Consider the following 21144-nt stretch of genomic DNA (forward strand, 5'->3'; position numbering starts at 1 on the left):
AGCCTTCCGTCGGGCCCTTGATACGCCTGTCTCCTCGCCTTACGAGGTGCTTTTTGAACCCCCGTCCGCACGTGGTCGCCGTGCTGTTGGCCCTGCTCCTTCCGGAGCTCGCGCTGGCCCAGGTCTTCGTCGTTCCCCGTCGCGCGGGGAAGACGCCCGTGAACAGCTACGATTTCGAGTGGCGGCACATCGACATCCTCGTGGGCCCCGGCGCGACCGGCGTCGCGAAGCCCAGCGGCCCCTCCGCGCATGATCAACCGCCCGGGGTCCAGGGCGGCGCCATTCCTCAGGCGCCCACCACCTCGCCCCAGACGAGCGACACGCAGTCTCCGCCTGCCCCGCCGGAGGTCAGCCCCTCCGGACTGGGCAACACGCCGGCCCCGAGCGAGGGCAGCTCGAAGCTGGGGGGCGTGACGTTGGACATGACCCGGACGGACGCGGGCAGCGCTCCCCCCAGCGTCGAGGGCCTGTCCGACGGCGGCATCCCGCCCCCGGGCGTGGTGGCGCTGGCGGACGGCGGCGTGGCGGGAGACGCGGGCACGATCGCGGGTGCCACCGGAGCCGACGGCGGCGCGGTGTTCTCCGGCGCACCGCTGCTGCTGGGCAACTCCGACGGCGGCTTCAACTACACCTACGCGAAGGACCTGGGCACGAAGACGGGCGGCGTGCGCTTCTACTTCTACGAGCGCGAGCGCGAGGTGGCGGAGCGCGCGGCGCCCATCATCGAGGACGCGTACCGGTACCTGGTGGATCAGTTCAAGTACGTCCCCACGCAGACGTTCCCGTACATCCTCTACAGCAGCTACGCGGAGTTCCTCCAGACGAACGTGTTCGCCGTCTCCGAGGGCACGCTGGGCGTCACGTCCACGGAGGACCTGAAGCTGTCCCTGCCGTACCTGGGCGACCACCACCTCTTCGAGGAGATCAGCACCCACGAAATGGCGCACCAGTTCACCATCCAGAAGGTGCGCACCGTGGCCGAGCAGGCCAAGACCTTCGGGGATCCGCTGGGCGGCTATCCGCTGTGGTTCATCGAAGGCCTGGCCGAGTTCTACGCCAAGCGCGGGTTGGATCCGGAAGCGGAGATGATGGTCCGGGACCTGCTGGTGAACCCGGACCTGATGAAGGGCTATGCCTTCCTCGACTTCTTCTCCCCCGGCCCGTACGGCTACCTGTGGATCTACAAGGTCGGTCAGGCGCGCGTGGCGTTCCTGGAGGACGAATATGGCGCGGGCATCACCCAGCGCCTGCTGGAGGAGGCGCCCCGGCTGGTGGGCGGCTCGCGCGACTCGCCGTCGCTCAAGTTCGAGGAGCTGCTGGAGCGGCTGACCGGTGACGACCCCAAGCGCGTCTCCGCGCGGTTCGAGAACTGGCTCAAGCGCCGGGCGTTCAAGACGTACCTGGACTCCGCGCAGACGGCGCCCGCGCTGGACTCCCTGGGCGAGACGCCGGGGATCGTCACCGCGATGGCCAGCGGTCCGGATGGCAACGTGCTGGCGCTGCGCACCATCGTGCCGGAGACGGGCGAGAGCCGGCTGTACCTGGTGGATCCGCGCGCGCCGGAGAAGACCGTGAAGGTCGCGGGCGACGGCGTGCCGGGCATCGAATCGCTGCACCCGGTGTCGGGGCGCAACTTCGCGCTGACCAAGGACAAGCTCGCGTTCGTGGCGGAGCGCACCGGCCGTGACGTGCTGTACGTCCAGGACTACGTGCACCTTCAGGAGAAGAAGACCACGGACGTGCTGGTGAGACGCTCGGCCATCCGCACCGGCATCGGGCACGAGGTGGGCTTGAGCGTGAAGCTGGAGACGGGCGACCGGCGCCAGTACCGCATCGACAAGCAGGGCGTGCTGGCCATCTACTCACCGGCCTTCTCTCCGGATGGCCGCTACGTGGCGTTCATCGGCATCAACGACGCGGGCCTGCGCGATGTCTACATGGTGGACCTGACGCAGGGCACCGACGCGAAGGTCCGCAAGCTCACCGACGACGTCTTCGCGGAGCGTCAGCTCACCTGGGGACCGTCCGGCATCATCTACACGTCGGACGCGACGTCGCACCGCAAGTACAACCTCTTCCGCGTGAAGCCGGACGCGCCGCTGGGGCAGGCCGAGCGGCTCACCACCGAGGAGCGCGACGAGGCGGATCCGCTGGCGCTGCCGGATGGCCGCGTGTTCTTCGTGGCCTTCAACCAGAGCAGCTCCGACCTCCACGAGCGGCTGTCGGACGGCCGCATCGTGCGCCGCACCGACCTGACGACGGGCGTCTTCGAGCCGGGCGCCGGCCCCGACGGTGGCTTGTGGATGCTCTTCCACATGTCCGGCGAGCGGAAGCCGTCCCTGCTGCGTCCGCCGCGCATGCTGTCGCTGGAGGATGGGAAGGAGCCCGTCGCGGATCCGCCCGCTCCGCTGGCCATCCACCCCCTCACCGACGCGCTGGCCTACCGGCCCTTCAAGCGCGAGAACATCGAACTGGGCCCCATCTTCGGCTTCGCGGGCGCGGGCGGCGGTGGCTTCGTGGGGCAGGTGTTCGCCTCCGCGTCGGACCGGCTGCGCGACCACCAGCTGGTCCTGACGCTGGCGGTGTACGGCTCCTTCGAGCTGACGGACGGCCTGCTGCTGTACGTCAACGACTCGAAGCGCGCGACGTGGGGCGGCGGTCTGTTCCAGTCGCTGCGCTTCCGCATCGACAAGACGTTCAACTACCTGCCGGCGGAGCAGCGCCCGTTCTTCGTCTCGTCGGAGCGCTACTTCGGCGCGTTGGGCAGCGTGCGCTACCCGCTCAGCACCTTCTTCTACCTCCAGGGCGACCTGAGCATCGGCGGCACGAAGTACTTCCTGGATGACTTCAGCGAGTTCATCTTGAAGTTCCCGGAGCGCAATGAAGCGAACCAGGATCTCCTGTCCGTGTGGCGGGCTGACAACCAGCACATCCGCTTCCAGACGGAGCTGAGCGGCCGCATCGGCTACGACACCATCAAGTACCACTACGCGACGGGACCGCTTTCGGGCAGCTCCGTGTTGCTGGAGGCCACCGCCGGCGTGCAGCCCTTCGACGGGCAGGCCTACGGCAACCTGCGCCTGGACGCGGAGCGGTACTTCCCCATCTACGGCCGCACCAACTTCTTCGCGCGCGTGGGCGCGGGCACCACGGTGGGCGGCCGCTACGCGCGCTCCTACTACCTGTCCAGCTTCGACACCCTGCGCGGCGTGAACTTCGGCGACGAGCGATGGCTGCTGGGCCAGCACTTCGTCTACTCCACGCTGGAGGCACAGCTGCCCCTCAACGACATCATCCGGGTGGCCTTCCTGAGCGACCTGGAGGCCATCGTCGCGCTGGACGCGGGTGGCGTGGGCGACGGCGCGAGGGACCTGTGGGACCACCGCGTGCTCGATGCGGTCATCGGCGTCAACCTGTCGCTGGGGCCCCTGCTGCTGCGGCTGCACTTCGCCCGGCCGTTCGACATCAAGGCCGCCGCGGGCAAGCCCGACGACGGCTGGGTGACGAACTTCTCCATCGGCGTCGCGGGCCTCAACGGCTTCTTCGACCAGAAGGACACCGGCAGGCGGCCGGGGCCCTCCACGCCGGGTCCCGCGTTGATGCCCGCGCTGGGCGGCGGCTACACGACGCCCATGGTGCACTGAGCGGACGGCACGGGCGCTCCCCTAGGACTGCGCGGCGACGAGGGCGGCGTTGGCGCGAGCCAGCGGCCCCCCGTCGTTGGGGATGCGCTCGAAGTCCCCGCGCAGGGCCTTGATGGCGAACTTCTCCAGGTCGATCTCCCGCCGGGTGCGCACGCCCAGCGCGCGAACCAGCGCGGACAGCGGCCCGAAGCCGGTGATGCCCTGTTGAAAGAGCAGCGCCAGCGTCACGCCGCTGAGCACCCGCCAGCCGCGTCCGCCCCGGCGTCCCAGGAGCAGGCCCACCAGGGCCAGCGCGGAGCCCCCCACGCCCAGCGCGCGGTGCATCTCCCACTCGTGCTCCAGCTTTTCGAGGTACCGGCTCATCTCCGCCCGGTCCGCCCGCTCGGCCATGCAGCGGACGCAGGACTCCACGTGGGCGTCGATGCGCCGGTTCACCGTGGATGGCGCGTGGATTCGCACGGTGTCGCTCGAGGTCTGGTTCCAGGACTCCATCATCACTCCCTTGTCGGACTCGGGCCGTCCTCCAGCCTGCTCCCAGCAAGCTAGGGCCGACGCACCCGTCCGTGCACAGCGCGCCTCACGGTCGCCGACGCCCGGTTGCTCGCCCCGGGAGCGATGGCGTCCCCGCCTCCCACAGCCAAGGACGCTCAGGCAGGCGAGGCGCCTGCCTCTCACGCGGTCCGTCAGGAGTCCGGACAAGGGCAAGGGAGCCTTCCAGGGAGGGAAATCGTTTTCCTCCCGCGGGGTGTTGGCGGGCCTGTGCAAGCCCCGCCGCGCCCTCCTTCGTGGCGGCGAGGGGCGCTTCTGGCGCGCGCCAGGGAGGCATGGCGCTTGCTCATGCGCCGGGAATGATGCGTTTACGACTCCTGCTCAGCCTGTCGATGCTGTTGGGCGCTTGCGGTCCCTCGGGGCCCGATGCTCCACCGCCCGCCGTGACGGATCCCGGCACGACGGAACCCGACTCCCAGGATGCCGGCACGACGGATCCGAACGCCACGGATGGCGGGACGCCGGACGCGGGGCCCGTCGATGGCGGGACGCCGGATGCGGGGCCCACGGATCCTCCGCCCGTGCCGGAGGTGGAGCGGCCCTACACGCTGCCGAAGCTCCAACCGCGGATGGAAGAGTACGCGCTCGTCATCCCCCCGGAGGCGATGGCGAAGTTCCAGGCCGATCCGTGGACGGAGGACCAGGACGCGACGTTCCAGGCCAACGGCCAGACGCTGCCGGTGAAGGTGCGGCTGCGCGGGGCCTCCGCGCGCTTCTTCGACAAGAAGAGCTGGAACGTCAGCTTCGTGGACAAGACCCGGTTCCAGGGGCGCACGTCGCTCAACCTCATCGCCGAGTACGCCGACGCGTCGATGATCGCGGAGAAGATGGCCTACGACCTGCTGGCGGCGATGCGGGTGCCGGCGTCCCGGACGACGTACGTGCGGCTCACGGTGAATGGCCACTACGAGGGCGTGTTCCTGGAGGTGGAGCAGATCAACAAGGCCTTCCTCAAGGCGAACGCGTTCCCGGACGACGATGCGTCCATCTACCGCGCGGGCTGGAAGGACACCGAGTTCAAGACGTGGAAGGTGCCCTACCAGGGCGACTGGGTGAAGAAGACGAATGAGAGCGAGCCCAGCGACGCGCTGTGGGCGGTGCTGGACGTCATCAACCACACGCCGGAGCCGCAGCTCGTCGCCGCCCTGGAGAAGAACCTGGAGGTGGAGTCCTACGTGCGCTCCATGGTGATGGACGCGCTGATGTCCAACAACTACGTGGAGGACTCCGAGAGCTACTTCCTCCAGGACAAGATCACCGGCCGCTGGCGCTACGTGCCGTGGGACCTGAACAACGTGGACGCGCGCTGGTGGTACGTGAACACCGTGGAGAACATGTCGCAGACCACCAGCAACATGAAGCATCCGTTGTTCAACTTCACGCTGCTGGATGGCTGGGTGGAGCAGATGTATCAGCAGCGCAAGCTGGAGACGGCCAGCTACCCGGCCTACCTGCCCGTGTTCTCCAACCTGGGCACGCGCGTGGTGATGAACCCCGTGCTGCGCGCCCGGCTGGAGGCGCGGCTGGACAAGGCGCTGGTGGAGCTCTTCACCCCCGAGGTGATGAACCCGTACATCGACGCGCTTCACGCGCTCATCGGCGACTCCATGCGGACCGACCCGTACATGGACCCCGCGCGCTTCGCCGCGGGCAAGGCGTACATGAAGCGCTTCGTGCAGGTGCGCCGGGACTTCGTGAGGGCGGAGGTGAAGCGGCTGAAGGAACAGCAGCCCACGTTGCTGCTGGAGGCGTTCGACCCGCGCGGGGGCTGGGTGGAGGTGGCCAACCACGGCACGCAGGCGGTGTCGCTCGAGGGGATGACCCTGACGACGAACCTGCGCGTGAGCCTGGCGGCGGGCGACCATGCGCCCACGAAGGTGCAGGCGCCCATGGGCGCGGTCCTGGGCAAGGTGACGGTGGCGCCGGGCCAGACGGTGAGGATCAACGGCTCCGCGCTGGGCATCACCTTCCCCGCCCGTGGCGAGGTCGGCCTGTTCGACGGCAAGTCGGTGGTGGGCGTGAAGGACCTGCTGTTCTACGGCGAGCTGCCCGCGGGCCAGCACTACGCTCGCGGCGAGGCGGGCTGGGAGGCGCGCTGAGTCGCCGCGCGGGCGCCGGCCGTCACCGGCGCTCGCGAACCACCAGCGTGCGACGGGCGGTGAGGCCTCGGTCGTCCGTGACGAGGATGTCGTGCGTCCCCACGCTCGGCCGCCACCAGAGGCGCTCCGCGGCGCGCGCGGTTCCCAGGACGGCGCCATCCACGAACCAGGTCAGCTCCCGGTCGTGCGCGGCCTCCGCCTCCAGTGGCACCTTCTGCTCCTCCGGGGCCATGCCGGGGATGAGCAGCGCCACCTGCCCCTCCGGCGGGGAGAGGATGAGGGGCGTGTCGCGCTCGCCTCCCGCCACACAGCCGGGCGCGAGCGGAGGCGGTTCGGGCAACTGCCGCTGCTGCTCCGCGAGCCACCGCCGCAGGCTCGAGGGCCACGTCAGGTAGACGCGCATCTCCGTCCGGCGGCCCTCGCGGCAACCCGGCCCCACCGCCAGGCCCGCATCCACGTCGACTTCCACGCGGTGGTGGTAGGGGCACGGCGTCGTCGGCACCGCCGTGCGCACCGCGTCCACCCTCTTGCGCTGCGTGCAGGCCTCCGTGGGCAGGTGCCCCGAATACGCGCAGACCTCCACGCTCACCAGGTCCTTCGGCGGCGCCGCGTCCTCCTCTTTCAACGTCGTCCCGCGCGGCCCCACGCCTTCCAGGATGTCGAACAGCAGCGGGGCCGCGTTCTCCGCTCCGACCAGGTGCACGCTGGAGGCATGATCGAAGTTGCCCAGCCACACCACCGCCGTGTGCTTCGGCCCCGAGCCCGCCGCCCATGCGTCCCGGTTGCCGAAGCTCGTTCCCGTCTTCCAGTGCACCCGCGCCGGCAGGCCCGTGAGCCGCCGCCGCTCCGGGAAGTCCGGCCGGTCGCGCAGGGACAACGCCTGCCGCGTCAGCCACGCCGCTCCCGGTGACACCAGCGCATGCGCCGTCGTCGGCGGCGCGTCCTCGGTGAGCACTCGCAACGGCCTCGCCCGCCCATCCCCCGCCAGCGCCAGGTACACCCCTGTCAGCTCCAGCGGCGTCAGCTCCAGCCCGCCCACCGCCGCGGACAGGCCGTAGTGGCCCGGGCGCGGATCCAGGCCGGTGACGCCCGCCTGCCGCAGCGACCCCAGGAAGCCCTCCACGCCCACCCGCTCCAGGAGCCGCACGAACGGCAGGTTCAGCGACTGCGACAGCGCGGACTCCATGCGCACGAGCCCCTGGAAGCGCCCGTCGAAGTTGCGCGGCTGGTAGCCGCCATACGCCACCGGGATGTCCGGCACGAGCGTCTCCGGCCCCACCAACCCCTGATCAATCCCCAGCGCGTACAAGAGCGGCTTGAGCGCCGACCCCGGTGAGCGCGGCGTGGCGAAGCCGATGATCTGCCCGCCGTTCCTCGCGTCGAAGAAGTCGAAGTTGCCGACGAGCGCGCGCACCTCGCCCGCCTCGCGATCCGCCACCACCACCGCGCCGTTGTGGATGCCCTGCCGCTCCAGTCGCCGGGCCGAATCCGCCAGCGTGCGCTCCACGAACCGCTGCGTGCCCGCGTCCAGCGTCGTCGCCAGCCACGACGTCCCCGGCCGCTGCGCCTTGAGCCACGCCGCCGCGTGCGGGGCCTCCCTTGGAAAGGGCCTCAGCGTGTCCGGCACCGGCGTCGCCCGCACCTCCGCCAGCACCGCGCCGGACTCCACCCCGTCCACCACCAGCCCGCCGGACTCCAACAGCCGGGCCGAGATGTCGTCCCGGGCCGAGCGCAGGCGGCCCAGGTTCTCCGGCGACGGGTAGCGCCGGTTCGGGTTCTGCGGCACCGCCAGCAACGTGGCGATCTCCGCCGGGCTCAGGTGCTGCGCGGTGTGCCCGAAGTACGCGAGCGCCGCCGCCTCCACCCCCTCCACGTTGCGCCCGTAGGGCACGAACTGGAGATATGCCTCCAGCACCTCCTGCTTCGTCAGCCGCACCTCCAGCTGCGCGGCGCGGAAGGACTCAACCACCTTCGAAGTGAACGTGCGGGGACGGGGCTCCAGCACGCGCACCAGCTGCATCGTCAACGTGGAAGCCCCCGACACCCGCCGCCCCCGGCTCAGGTTGAGCCCGAGGGCGCGCAGGGCCGCGAGCGGATCCACGCCCGGGTGATGGAAGAACCGCTTGTCCTCCAGCGCGAGCAGGGCGCGGACGTAGGCCCGGTCGACGCGGTCCTTCGGCGCGGGGATGCGCCACCGCTCGTCCGGGGCGAGGAAGACGTACGCGGGCGCCCCGTCCCGGTACGCCATCACCACCGAGGGGGGCGCCGCCAACCGCTCCGGCAGCGGCACCCACCATGCCGCCAGCAGGCCCGTGCCCAGCAGCACGAGCCCCGCCAGCGCGCCCCCCACCCACTTCTTGTCGAGACGCACGCGACGCATGGGGCCTAGAGCAGCTCGTCCTTCCAGGGGCCCGACACCTGGACCGTGCCCGCGGATTCACGGGCCCAGATGGAGGAGTCGTACATCGCCTCGGCCTCCGCGGACGGCAGGGTGAAGGAGCCCGCCGTCACCGCGCGCACCGCGTAGACGAGCTTCTTCGTCTCGTGGGCCTGCAGCGAACCGAACGCCTCCAGCCGGTCATCGCGCACGTTCACATAGTCCGGCGTCCAGAGCGTCTCCTCCACGACCCAGTCCACGCTGCCCCCTCTGCGCAAGCGGGCGTTTTCGATCTCCCAGCCCGCTGGCAGCCGGTCCACCAGCGCGATGTTCTGCACGCGCTCGCCCGTGGTGTTGGTGATCTCCAACTCCACGTAGATGAGATCCCCCAGTTCCGCCGACGTTTTCTTCGCGTCGATGGCGGAGCCCAACAGCGTGCGCCAGCCGCGCTTGAGCTTCAAGCCCTCCCCGCCCACGCGCGCCGAGGGCTCGGTGCGCACGCCCTCGCTGTTGAGGACGAGGAACACGGAGCCCGAGCCCTTCTCCTTCAGCTCCAGGGACATGGCGGTCCGCTCGCTCGCGCGCGCCAGGGCCCACGTGCGGTCCGACACGCGCGCATCCTTCTCCGGGCTGGCCGCCACGGCCTTGCCCGCCACCGTGAGCGTCGCGGGGGTATAGGTGGTGGCCGTGCCCTGCAGCCGCTTGCCCAGGCCGGTGATGCCCCAGACCAGCTCCTGGGTGGTGTAGTAGGACGAGGAGCGCGACTCGAGCGCCGTCGCCACCATGCGCGCCAGGGGCTCGCCCTCCGGCGCGTCGCCGAAGAGGTCCTGGAAGGTGCTCAGCACCATCCCGCGGCGGCGCCGGTCCGAATAGAACGACCAGCTGTTGCGGCGCTCGTCGGTGACGGTGGACAGGTCCGGGGCGCGCAGGTCCTTCTCGTAGCGCCGGTCGCCGGACAACCACAGCGCGGCCTTGAGCAGGTACAGGTCCTCCTGCTGCTCTCCGGTGAGCGGCACCTTCTTCGCGCCTGTCTCCAGCGCGGTCACCAGGGCCTGAGCGCGCGCCTTGCGACCCTTGCCCGCCACCGCGAGCACGTAGTGCATGTACGGCTCCGCGTGCTCGCCGTGGCCGTCCTGCCCCACCCTGCCCTCGCTCCGGGTCAGCTCGTCACCCATCCACGCGATGGCGCTGGCCACCCGGTCCTCCGGCACGGGGTACTTCAGCTTGCGCGCGTCCAGCAGCATGTGCGTGGCATAGGCCGTCCCCCAGGCCACGGGCTCCGTGCTGCCCGGCCAGTACGCGAAGCCGCCCGAGGACGTCTGCATGGACAGCACCCGGTTGATGCCCGACGCGACCATGTCCTCCACCTTGGCGGTGGACACGAGCGTGGGGTCCACGCGCTCCACCAGCTGGCTCACGAACAGGAGCGGGCGGGTGGAGGACGTCGTCTGCTCGATGCAGCCGTACGGATAACGCACCAGGTACGAGAGGTGCTGGAGCGACCGTGCGTAGGGATTGTTCGTCACCCACACCGTGGTGCGCTCCGTGGTGGGCACCCATCCCTGGAGCAGCGGCTTCAGGTCCGTCGTGCCCTGCGCCAGCTCCACCTGCTGGATGCGGCGCTCGCGCGGGCCCGCCGGGGACAGCGGCACGTCCAGCTGCTCGCGCGACGTGTAGCCGCCGCCCTCCACCGTCACCGCCAGCCTCGCCGCGCCCACCGATTGCACGGCGCGGCCCTGGAAGACGAACGTGTGGGACTTGCCATCCTCCACCCGCGCGCGGCCCTCGCTCTTGCCCATGAGCTCCAGCGGCGAGCCCAGGTCCGCGGGCAGCGCCAGCCCCGGCACCGCCAGCGACTCCGCCGACAGCGACACCTTCACGTCCTGCGCCTTGCCGGACAGGTTGGTGACGAAGACGGGGATCTGAATCTCGTCGTTCTGGGTGAGGAAGCGAGGCAGCGTCGTCTGGAGCACCAGCGGGTCGCGGACGAGCACCTGCGCGCTGGCCCGGCCGATGCGCTTCTTGCCCGCCGTCACCACCATCACCCGCACCGCGCCCCGGTACTGCGGCAGCTTGAAGGGCACGCGCAGCTTGCCGTTCGCGGGCACCTCCACCACGCCGCTCCACAGGGCCACCGGCTTCACCGGCTGAACGCGGCCTTCGGACCCGCCCTCGTCACCGCCCGTGGAGCTGGAGTTTCCGCCGGGAGGCACCAGCAGCGCCCAGCCCACCGTCTCGTAGGTCTGCACCCCCAGCGCGCGCCGGGTGAAGATCTCCCTCAGCGGATCCGGGCTCTGGAAGCGCGTGAGGGACAGGATGCCCTCGTCCACCACCGCCACGGTGGCGAAGGTGGGGCCCTCCACGCCTTCCACCGCCACGTCCACCGTGAGGGTGTCATTGGAGCGGACCTCCTTGGGCACCGTGAGCGTGACGGCCTGGGTGAAGTCCACCGGCTCCAGCGTGATGCTGCCCACGCCGAACGCGCGGTCGGGCATGAACGCCTGCGCGGACTCCAGATGCGGGTCCTTCACCAGGAACGCGCTCACGTACACGTTGGGCGCGAACTCCTTCGGGGTGAAGGTCCAGGACACCTCGCCCGGCTCCACCTGCTTCCAGCCCGTGGCGACGACGCGGTCGGTCTCCACGGTGAAGAGGACGCGGCCCCGGTAGGGCGCCTTCATCTTCACGGTGAGGGCCTCCCCCACCTTCCCCTTCGCGGGCAGCGCCAGGTCCAGCGACGTGGGCTTCAGGGGACGCGGCGTCTGGTCCACGCGCGAGCCCTCGCCCCACCAGTAGTAGCGGCCCTCGCCCTCGATGGCGAGGTCCGTCTGGGTGGCCCCCGCGCGGGCGCGCACCAGGTAGCCCGCGCCGTCGCGGCCCGGCAGGATGTTGGCGCTGAAGCGGCCGCCCTCCACCTTCACCGTCACCTCGCCCTCACGCTGGGGGCGCAGGTAGCGCTGGTAGCGCTCGTAGCCGGATTCCTCGTCGTAGTAGTAGCCGTAGTTCTCCTCCAGCAGCTGGTACTCCAGCGACACCGTCTTCGGCCCCGTGCCGCCGGTGACGAGGTTCCCGTCCCAGTCCACCACCACGCCCGACAGCGTGAAGGGCGTGCCCGCCTTCACCTTCTGCGTGCTGGCCTGGAGGCCCAGGTAATAGGCCTCCGGGTGCACCGGCACGTACGCCTCGCCGATGCTGGCGCGGCCGCTGCCGGACTCGAGGACGCTGGCCACCGCGGCCAGCCGCGCCGCGCCCTTGATGGGCCCCGACGCCGCCTGGGCCGGGCACTTCAGGACCGCCTGCCCCTTCGCGTCCAGCTCCGCGGTCACCTGCCCCAGCGTGACGGGCCGGGGCGTGCCGCCGTCCTGGCGCCAGACGCCGTAGGTGTACTGGGCGTTCTGCTTCGGCTTGAAGGGGATGGACTCCAGCCGGCACGTCATCTCCACCGGGCTGCCCTCCGCCGAACCGCCGAAGAGGTAAATGGCCTCCACGGCCACGGGGATCTCCGTGCCCTGCGCGTAGCCCGGCGCCTGCGTGGTGGCCGTCACCTTCATGCGCTCCGGGACGAACTCCTCCACGTTCAGCGAGTAGGACGCCACCTCGCGGTCCGCCACCTTCATGCGCACGGAGTAGCGGCCCGTGTCCTGGAACGCCGCGAAGGTCTGGTCGAGCGACACGACGCCCGCCGCGTTCGTCGTCAGCGTCGCCTTGCGGACCTCCAGCTCCCGCGGGTCGGTGACGCGCACCTCCACCGGCATGCCCACGGGCGGCGCCAGGTTGTCCTGGCCGCGCAGCACCGCGGCCACGTGCGCGGTCTCCCCGGGGCGGTACACGCCGCGGTCGGACCAGATGGCGGCGCGGTAGGGCTGCTCCGCGCGGTACGGCTCGCCCTGCACGTCCGAGTTGGCGATCTCCGTCTTGAGCTCGTCGTACTTCAGATACGTCAGCTCCTCCCCCTTGCGCGCCACCAGCGCGAACGGCGCGCTCTCATCCACGCCCGGCGCGGGCACCTTCAGCTGGCAGCCCGCCTCGCCCTGCGTGGTGCAGCGGGCCACGGCCTGCCCGCTCTTCTTCACCAGCGACACCTCCACGCCGGACAGGGGCTCCGTGCTCTCGATGCCCAGGGCCCAGACCCAGACCTCGCCCGAGTCCTTGGAGCCCACGGCGGGGCCGCCCTGCTTGGCCACGAGGCTCAGGTCCGTGAGCAGGATGCGGGCGGCGGCCCTGTTGTCGCCGCGCTCGGCGAGGATCTCCACCAGTCCTCGCGTGTTGGCGGGCACCAGCGACGCCACGTCGATGTACGTGGTGAGCAGCGTGTCCGGCGTCGACTTCAGCGGCACCACCTTGCGCACGAGCACGTTGCTCGTCCGCTCATCCGCGCTCTCCTGGTAGTCGCTGCTCATCCAGTAGACGAGGTTCTCCGGCGGCACGTTGCGCACCGTGAGCGTCACGGCGTCCACGTTCTGGTGCTGCAAGGGCAGGTTGCGCCACGCGCTGCGCGGCAGGTAGCGGCCATTGGCGTTGAAGCGCACCTGGGCCTGGCGCGCGGGCACGGAGAAGGCGCGCGACCAGCCGCCCATGAGCGTGCCGCCGCCCGCGGAGAGCGTGCCCCCCGCGATGGAGAGCGTGTACGGGCCGCGCTTGAAGTCACCGAAGATGCGGAAGCCGCGGCGCGACGGGGCCACGGTGAACTTCACCTTCGGAGTGAAGCGGATCGCCTCCTGGGCCACGGCGTCGCTCAGCGAGCAGCCCCGGTTGTCGTCGTCGTAGTAGTACGAATCCCATCGATCCTCGGTGGTGGGGCTCGCGGGGGCATCCGCGGCCACGTCGCGGCAGCTCACCTCCAAGAAGTGGCCGTTGGCGCCCTCCTCCGCGCTCACGTAGGTGATGTCCATGCGCTTGCCCCCCGAGAGCGCGAGGACGCTGCTGGCCGAGGGGGCCTGCACCCGCGAGTCGCCCGCCAGCTTCAGGCCCTCCCGCAGCGAGAACTGCAGCACCGCCGCGGGCTTGAGCTTCGGGTGGGTGAGCACCACCGCCAGGGAGGTCCGGGTGTCCGCGCGCGTGCTCCACTTCACGTCGGTGAGGGTGGCATCCCCCACGCGGAAGCTCGCGAGGGAGCGCACCGCGGCCAGGTCCACCGGCCCGGAGAAGTCCACGTTCAGCTCCACGCTGCCCTTCAGCAGGTCCATGCGCGTGGGGACGAGCTGGACGAACTTGAAGGCGTAGGTGGTGAAGCCGTAGCGCCAGTCCCGCTCCGACGGCGGCTTGATGACGCCGGCGGTGGTGTTCACCGCGTCCACCGACACGACATACGTCGTGCCCGCCGTGAAGCCGGCCGACGGGGTGAACAGCAGCGACGAGGGGCCCGTCCACCGCAGGCTGCCGGCCACCTCCGGCGTGAACGTGACGGCCGTGCCTTCGGTGCGCTCGTAGTGCGGGCGCACCGGCAGGGCGAACTCGATGGCCACGCCCGCGGGGAGGGAGTTCTCGCTGGCCAGCTCGCGGATGATGGGCGACAGCGTCTCCGCCCGCACCGGGAGGGGCGCATTCGAGGACACCGGCGCGGCGGCTGTCGTGGGAGCCGGGGGAGCGGCGGGGGGCGGCGGGGATGCGGGCTCCTGCGTGCAGCCGGCGGCGAGCGCGCCCACGAGCAACGCCGACAGCAGCCAGCGGGCACGGGGTGCGCGCGGGGCCTTCGGCGGGACAACGAACTGCGGGGACATGTTTCCTCCAGGGGTGGCGGCGGAACCGATTTCATGCCGCGTGCCGCGCATGGGCAGCCCGGAGACACACGGGAAGTGCGGCCCGGCGACCGCGCGCCGGCGCTCCCCCTCGCGCGTCCGCGGGCCCACAGGGTGTCCGGGCAGCCACACTCCAGGTGGCCTCCGGACGCGCGGGGGTGCGGGATTTCGCGCCGCAGACTGGCGGGAGGGAGGCTCGACGGTCAACGGGGGCACTGACACGTCCACCGGGGCGGTAGGGTGCGCGGTCATGGTGCTGCCCGTCCGATTCGTCCTCATGCGCCCGCGCAACGCGGAAAACCTGGGCGCCGCCGCCCGCGCCCTGAAGAACTGCGGCCTCTCCGACTGGGCGTGGGTGACGCCCGAGGTCGAGGACCTGGGCCCGGCGCACCGGCTGGCGGTCCACGCGGAGGACGTGCTGGGTGGGGTGAAGCGGCCGGACACGCTGGACGCGGCGGTGTCCGACTGCGTCTGGGTGGTGGGGACCAGCTCGCGCAAGGTGGAGGGCAAGCGCCGCCTGTCGCCCCGGGCCGTGGGCGAGGAGCTGGTGGCGCGGGCGCGGCAGGGGCCGGTGGCGCTCGTCTTTGGAGACGAGCGCAGCGGGCTCACCAACGCGGAGGTGGAGCGCTGCCACGACCTGTCCGCGGTGCCCACCGCGCCGGAGCAGCCCTCCATCAACCTGGCGCAGGCGGTGCTGCTCTACGCCTACGAAGTGAGGATGGCGGTGCTCGCCGACAGCGCGCCGCCGCCGGGGCCCCTGCCCCTGGCCGCCACGGACGCGGAGCTGGCCCGGGTGGAGGCGACGCTGGAGTCGCTGCTGAGCACCGGAGGCTTCCTGGTGGACGCCCAGCCCGGGCGCACGGCGGTGAGGGACCTGTTCGCCCCCCTGCGCCGCTCGCGGCTCACGCGCAACGAGGCCCGCCTGTGGTTGGCCGCGCTGCACACCGTGCGCAAGCACTTCCCCGGAGGAGGGCCGCCTCCCGGGGCCGACGACTGAGCAGGCGGGGGAACGTCCCGCCCCGGCGCGGCGGGATGCGGGAGCGTCGTTACCTTTGAACGGAGCGGTTGGAACCCCCGCCTGGAAGGAGCGCCGCATGAACCACATGCCCTATGAATCGATGATCGTGGGAGGCAGCGAGCCCGGCCCCGGCCGGCAGGCCCCGGCCCACGAGGACGTCCTGGAGGAGCCCGGCCGCACGCCCGAGACGGCGGAGGACGGCGGGCTGGAAGAGGAGCCCCACCGCATGGCGGATGGCGATGAGCCGGGCAGGACGCCGGGCTCCGCCGAGGGCGAGGACTCGGACGCGCCCACCCGCTTCTAACAACACCGCGCATGGAGCCGCCCCACGCGGCTACAGTGCCGCGCCCATGCCTCGCAAGCCCGAACGGCCGCCGAAGTCCCCTCCCCGCCCCAACCGCTGGGAGGGCCGGGAGAAGCCGGACTGGCTGTCCCGGGCGCTGGCCCGCGCCGGGGCGATGCCCCAGGACGAAGCGGAGGCCGCCATCAAGGCGGGCCGGGTGAGCATCAACGGCCGCGTGGCGACCATGCCCCTGACGCCCGTGCCGCCCGACGCCGTCCTCAAGGTGGATGGCCTGCCGGTGCGCAAGGTGGCGCCCACGCACGTCCTCGCCTTCCACAAGCCCGCGGGCGTGCTGACCTCCACCGCGCGCCAGCACCGCACGGGCACGGTGTTCGAGGTCCTCCTGCCCCAGCTGCCCATGGAGCTGTCCCGCTTCACCTGGCACGCCGTGGGCCGGCTGGACGTGGACACCACGGGCCTGCTGCTCTTCACCAACGACGACAAGCTGGTGGCCCACGTCACGTCCCCGGAGACGCTGCTGCCCAAGCGCTACGTGGCCACGGTGTTCAGCACCGCGGATGACGCGCGCGTGGAGCCGCTGCGCCAGGGGATGACGCTGGACGACGGGCCCGCCCGCCCCGCCACCGTGCGCGTGCGCGACGAGCACACCGTGGAGGTGACGCTCACGGAGGGCCGCCACCACCAGGTGAAGCGGATGCTGGGCGCCGTGGGCCTGCCCTCCCGCGCGCTCCACCGGGAGGCGGTGGGCGAAATCACCCTGGACGGCCTGCCGGAGAGCGGCTTCCGGCTCCTCACCGACGAGGAGGTCCGGGAGAAGCTGCACTACACCGGCCGCGCGCCCAAGGAAGGGGCCCCGGACGCCGAGGACGCCTGAGCCCGGTCCCCGGGGCCGGGCGCGCCCTGGGCCCTGTCCCGGCGAGGCTGACTTCCCGGTGCCCTGGCCCCCCGGGGAAGGGTTAGGGTGCGGCCCATGGCGGACTTCGACCTGGTGGTCATCGGCTCAGGCCCCGCGGGGGAATGGGGCGCGGTGCAGGCTTCTCTCGCGGGGAAGCGGGTGGCGGTGGTGGAGCGTGAGCCGGTGCTCGGCGGCACCGCGGCCAACACCGGCACCCTCCCCTCCAAGACGCTGCGCGAGACGGCGCTGCACCTCTCCGGCTTCAAGGCGCGCGGCCTCTACAGCGTGGACGCCACCCTGCGCCACGAGGCCACCGTCTCCGACTTCCTCTTCCGCGAGCGCCGCGTGAAGCAGATGGAGCGAACGCGCATCCACCGCAACCTCCAGCGCCACGGCGTCACCCTGTTCCAGGGCATGGGCTCCTTCCTCGACGCGCACACCGTCCTGGTGAAGCGCGACGGCGTGGAGGTGGCGAAGCTCGCCGCCGGCACCACCCTCATCGCCACCGGCTCGACGCCGTACCGGCCGCCGCTCTACCCCTTCGGCAGTCCGCGCGTGCACGACTCGGATGAGATCCTGGACATCACCACCCTGCCCCACACGCTGGTCGTGGTGGGCGGTGGCGTCATCGGCTGCGAGTACGCGTGCATGTTCGCCGCGCTCGGCATCCCGGTGACGCTGGTGGAGGTGAAGAACGAGCTGCTGTCCTTCCTGGACGCGGAGATCGCTGAGCTGCTGCGCGACTGCATGGAAGCCCTGGGCATCCGGCTGCGCCTGGGCCAGACGGTGGAGTCCGCGTACGTGCCGGAGTCCCACTCGGAGGCCATCCTGCTGAAGCTGTCCACCGGCGAGGTCCTGGAGGCGGATCAGGTGCTGGTGGCCTCCGGCCGCACCTCCAACACCGCCGGCCTGGGCCTGGAGGCGCTGGGCGTGAAGCAGGGCAAGCGCGGCCAGATTGAGGTGGGGATGGCGTACCAGACGGCCGTGCCGAACATCTACGCGGTGGGGGACGTCATCGGCTTCCCCGCCCTGGCCTCCACGTCCATGGAGCAGGCCCGCATCGCGGTGGAGCACGCCTTCGGGCCGGGGAAGCGGACGCTCACCCCGCTCCTGCCCTACGGCATCTACACCATCCCGGAGGTGTCCATGGCGGGCGAGACGGAGGAGGCCCTGCGCGCGCGCGGCATCCCGTACGTCGTCGGCCGCGCGCCCTTCGAGCACAACCCGCGCGGGCAGATCATCGGAGAGAAGCAGGGCCTCTTGAAGCTGCTCTTCCACCGCGACGACCTGAAGCTGCTGGGCGTGCACGTGCTGGGCGAGCAGGCCTCGGAGCTGGTGCACGTGGGGCTCGTCGCGATGCTCACCGGCTCCACCGCGCAGCTCTTCGTGGAGACCTGCTTCAACTACCCGACGCTGTCGGAGGCCTACAAGGCCGCCACCTACGACGCGCTGGATCAGGTGCGCGTCAGCAGCGCCTGAGCCCCCGGGCGCGCGGCTAGCGCGAGTCCTTGAGGCTCCCCACCGTGAAGCCCGCCTCGCGCCGGGCCACCCGGTTCACCTCGTCCGAGGACGCCCGGGACAGGGCCAGCGCCGCGGCGGGCGGCTTCGCCGGGGCCTTCGCGGACGGGCCGGAGGAGGCGGCGCGGCCCCCTGGGGCGCCCTGGAGCAGCTCGCGGATCCGCTCCCAGCGAACCTTCTCCTCCGCCATCAGCCGGACCAGCTCCTCGCGGGCGGACGCGTCCGGCAGGTCCGAGGCCGCCGCCGCCACCTTGTCCATGAAGGGCGCCAGGTATCCGAAGTCCCGGTCGAAGCTGTTGGGGTTCGCCATGGAGGGGCACCTTATCCGCGTGGGTTCAGCCGTGATAGACGCGCGACGCGACGATGCGCCCGCCCTTCACTTCCAGCACCTCCGCCACCGGCAGCGGGGCCTCGTTGGGAGCATGGCGCAGGTACTCCATGAACACCCGGTCCCCGTCCGCCGTGAGGGCCGTCTCTTCGTACCGCAGCCCTGGCAGCCGGGCGATGGCGTCCCGCCACCACCGCTCCAGGGCCGGCCGCCCCACCAGCCGGCCCCCCGTCTCCGGGTGCAGGACGCGAATCTTGGGTGAGGTGTGTGTTGCATCCTCCGCGTACAGCGCTATCAAGGCCGTCACGTCGTGGGCGTTGAAGGCGTGCAACCAGGCTCGGGCCAGGGAGAAGTTTTCACTCGCGCTCATTGTTAGAAGACCTCCGTCGGAACAGGACGGCTTGAACGTAGGCGGATGTACGCCCGACGTCATGCGGATTTGTCTGGTAACTGGGTCCTGTGGGAAGTAAGGGCCCCGCCTGCTCTGTTCCCTCAGGCAATTTTTTCAAACGAAGAAGGACCGGATCGTGGCCTCCAACGTACCCATCGAGAAGATTCGTAACATCGGTATCTCTGCCCACATCGACTCGGGCAAGACGACGCTCTCCGAGCGCATCCTGTTCTACACGGGCAAGATCCACGAGATCCACGAGGTCCGCGGCAAGGACGGCGTGGGCGCGATCATGGACTCGATGGACCTGGAGCGTGAGAAGGGCATCACCATCCAGTCCGCCGCCACGTACGCGATGTGGGGCGACTACAACATCAACCTGATCGACACGCCGGGACACGTGGACTTCACCATCGAGGTGGAGCGCGCGCTCCGCGTTCTCGACGGTGCCATCCTGGTGCTCTGCTCCGTGTCGGGCGTGCAGTCGCAGTCCATCACGGTGGACCGCCAGATGAAGCGCTACAAGGTTCCGCGCATCGCGTTCATCAACAAGATGGACCGCTCGGGCGCGAACTATGATCGCGTCGCCGCGCAGCTGAAGGAGAAGCTGGGCCACCACGCGGTGAAGCTCCAGTACCCCATCGGCGCCGAGGACCGCTTCCAGGGCCTCATCGACCTGCTCTCGATGAAGGCGTACTACTTCGACGGCGAGAACGGCGAGAACGTGCGCGAGGAGGCCATCCCCGCGGACATGCTGGACGAGGCCAAGCTGCGCCGCGATGAGATGCTCGAGGGCGTCGCCAACGTGGACGACGTGCTGGGCGAGGCGTTCCTGATGGACCCGGGCGCCATCACCGAGGAGCAGCTGCGCGCGGCCGTGCGCCGCGCCACCATCGCGCTGAAGATGACGCCGGTGATGTGCGGCTCCGCGTACAAGAACAAGGGCGTGCAGCTGCTCCTGAACGCGGTGTGCAGCTACCTGCCCAACCCCAAGGAAGCGACCAACGAGGCCCTCGACCAGAAGAACGGCGAGGCCAAGGTCATCCTGGAGTCGGACCCCACCAAGCCCTTCGTCGGCCTGGCGTTCAAGCTGGAAGACGGCCGGTACGGCCAGCTCACCTACATGCGCATCTACCAGGGCAAGGTGAGCAAGGGTGACTTCATCATCAACCAGGTGAACCAGAAGAAGGTCAAGGTTCCGCGCATCGTCCGCATGCACGCGTCGGAGATGCACGACGTCAACGAGGCCACCGCCGGCGACATCGTGGCGCTGTTCGGCATCGAGTGCGCCTCCGGCGACACGTTCACCGACGGTGCGGTGAGCTACACGATGACGTCCATGTTCGTCCCGGACGCGGTCATCTCGCTGGCGGTGACGCCGAAGAACCGCGACACGCTGGCGAACTTCTCCAAGGCGCTCAACCGCTTCCACAAGGAAGACCCCACGTTCCGCGTGCGCCGCGACGAAGAGTCCGCGCAGACCATCATCAGCGGCATGGGCGAGCTCCACCTGGAGATCTACATCGAGCGCATGAAGCGCGAGTACAACTGCGAGGTGGTCGCCGGTAAGCCGCAGGTGGCGTACCGCGAGACCATCTCCCAGAAGGGCGAGTTCGCCTACACGCACAAGAAGCAGACCGGTGGTTCCGGTCAGTTCGCGCGCGTGTGCGGCTACGTGGAGCCCCTGCCCTCGGACGCCGTGCAGCAGTACGAGTTCGTGGACGACATCGTCGGTGGCTCCATCCCGCGCGAGTTCATCCCCGCGTGCGACAAGGGCTTCCAGGAGGCCGTGAAGAAGGGCAGCCTCATCGGCTTCCCCGTGGTGGGCCTGCGCGTGGTCATCAACGACGGCGCGTTCCACGCGGTGGACTCGTCCGAAATGGCGTTCAAGACGGCCGCCATCATGGGCTTCCGCGAGGGCTACGCCGCCGCCAAGCCGATCATCCTCGAGCCCATCATGAAGGTGGAGGTCACCGCGCCGGAGGACTTCCAGGGTTCCGTCGTCGGCCAGCTGAACCAGCGCCGCGGCACCATCCTGGAGACGGGCACGGCGGAGGGCTACGTCACGGCCGTGGCGGAGGTGCCCCTCAACACGATGTTCGGCTACTCCACCGACCTGCGCTCCGCGACCCAGGGCAAGGGCGAGTTCACGATGGAGTTCGCCAAGTACTCGCAGGTTCCGCGCAACGAGGCGGACGCCCTGATGGTGCAGTACAAGGAGAAGCAGGCCGCTGAGCAGGCCGCCCGCAAGTAGTCCGGGTGTCCGCGACGCCGCTCTGGCAG

12 protein-coding genes are annotated in these 21144 nt (G+C 70.6%); 7 read left to right on the plus strand and 5 right to left on the minus strand.

The window, feature by feature from the left end; all coding sequences use genetic code 11:
• Positions 1-53: 53 nt before the first annotated feature.
• Positions 54-3644, plus strand: a complete 3591-nt coding sequence (locus FOF48_RS06350; protein ID WP_143899275.1) for a PD40 domain-containing protein — start codon at positions 54-56, stop codon at positions 3642-3644.
• A 21-nt stretch (positions 3645-3665) separates the two neighbouring features.
• Here FOF48_RS06350 and FOF48_RS06355 read toward each other — a convergent pair whose 3' ends face one another.
• Positions 3666-4136, minus strand: a complete 471-nt coding sequence (locus FOF48_RS06355) for a hypothetical protein (protein WP_143899762.1) — start codon at positions 4134-4136, stop codon at positions 3666-3668.
• A 356-nt stretch (positions 4137-4492) separates the two neighbouring features.
• Between FOF48_RS06355 and FOF48_RS06360 the strand changes: the two genes are divergently transcribed.
• Positions 4493-6292 (plus strand): CotH kinase family protein, encoded by a 1800-nt coding sequence (locus FOF48_RS06360; RefSeq protein ID WP_143899276.1) that lies wholly within the window; start codon positions 4493-4495, stop codon positions 6290-6292.
• Between the two features lie 22 nt (positions 6293-6314).
• Here the strand turns inward: FOF48_RS06360 and pbpC are convergent, their stop codons facing one another.
• Both pbpC and FOF48_RS06370 read right to left on the minus strand, forming a co-directional pair.
• Entirely contained in the window at positions 6315-8672 is a 2358-nt protein-coding gene (pbpC, locus tag FOF48_RS06365) for a penicillin-binding protein 1C (protein WP_143899277.1), read from the minus strand.
• A 5-nt stretch (positions 8673-8677) separates the two neighbouring features.
• Positions 8678-14389: an alpha-2-macroglobulin gene (locus FOF48_RS06370; protein ID WP_143899278.1), complete on the minus strand. Its 5712-nt coding sequence runs from the start codon at positions 14387-14389 to the stop codon at positions 8678-8680.
• A 268-nt stretch (positions 14390-14657) separates the two neighbouring features.
• Here FOF48_RS06370 and FOF48_RS06375 point away from each other — a divergent pair, with 268 nt between their 5' ends.
• The 4 genes from FOF48_RS06375 to sthA all read left to right on the plus strand — a co-directional run bounded on the left by FOF48_RS06375 (position 14658) and on the right by sthA (position 18103).
• Positions 14658-15404 (plus strand): RNA methyltransferase, encoded by a 747-nt coding sequence (locus FOF48_RS06375; protein WP_143899279.1) that lies wholly within the window; start codon positions 14658-14660, stop codon positions 15402-15404.
• Positions 15405-15501: 97 nt separating this feature from the next.
• Positions 15502-15729: a hypothetical protein gene (locus FOF48_RS06380; protein ID WP_143899280.1), complete on the plus strand. Its 228-nt coding sequence runs from the start codon at positions 15502-15504 to the stop codon at positions 15727-15729.
• Positions 15730-15775: 46 nt separating this feature from the next.
• On the plus strand, positions 15776-16603 hold the full coding sequence (locus FOF48_RS06385; RefSeq protein ID WP_143899281.1) for a pseudouridine synthase: 828 nt from the start codon (positions 15776-15778) through the stop codon (positions 16601-16603).
• Between the two features lie 96 nt (positions 16604-16699).
• Complete coding sequence (sthA, locus tag FOF48_RS06390) at positions 16700-18103, plus strand: Si-specific NAD(P)(+) transhydrogenase (RefSeq protein ID WP_143899282.1); 1404 nt, start codon at positions 16700-16702, stop codon at positions 18101-18103.
• A gap of 16 nt (positions 18104-18119) precedes the next feature.
• Here sthA and FOF48_RS06395 read toward each other — a convergent pair whose 3' ends face one another.
• Both FOF48_RS06395 and FOF48_RS06400 read right to left on the minus strand, forming a co-directional pair.
• Positions 18120-18452: a hypothetical protein gene (locus FOF48_RS06395; RefSeq protein WP_143899283.1), complete on the minus strand. Its 333-nt coding sequence runs from the start codon at positions 18450-18452 to the stop codon at positions 18120-18122.
• A 25-nt stretch (positions 18453-18477) separates the two neighbouring features.
• Positions 18478-18840, minus strand: a complete 363-nt coding sequence (locus FOF48_RS06400) for a nuclear transport factor 2 family protein (protein ID WP_143899284.1) — start codon at positions 18838-18840, stop codon at positions 18478-18480.
• A 157-nt stretch (positions 18841-18997) separates the two neighbouring features.
• Between FOF48_RS06400 and fusA the strand changes: the two genes are divergently transcribed.
• Positions 18998-21115: an elongation factor G gene (fusA, locus tag FOF48_RS06405; protein WP_143899285.1), complete on the plus strand. Its 2118-nt coding sequence runs from the start codon at positions 18998-19000 to the stop codon at positions 21113-21115.
• Positions 21116-21144: the final 29 nt, after the last annotated feature.

Source organism: Corallococcus sp. Z5C101001, assembly GCF_007352635.1.
Lineage (GTDB): Bacteria > Myxococcota > Myxococcia > Myxococcales > Myxococcaceae > Corallococcus > Corallococcus silvisoli.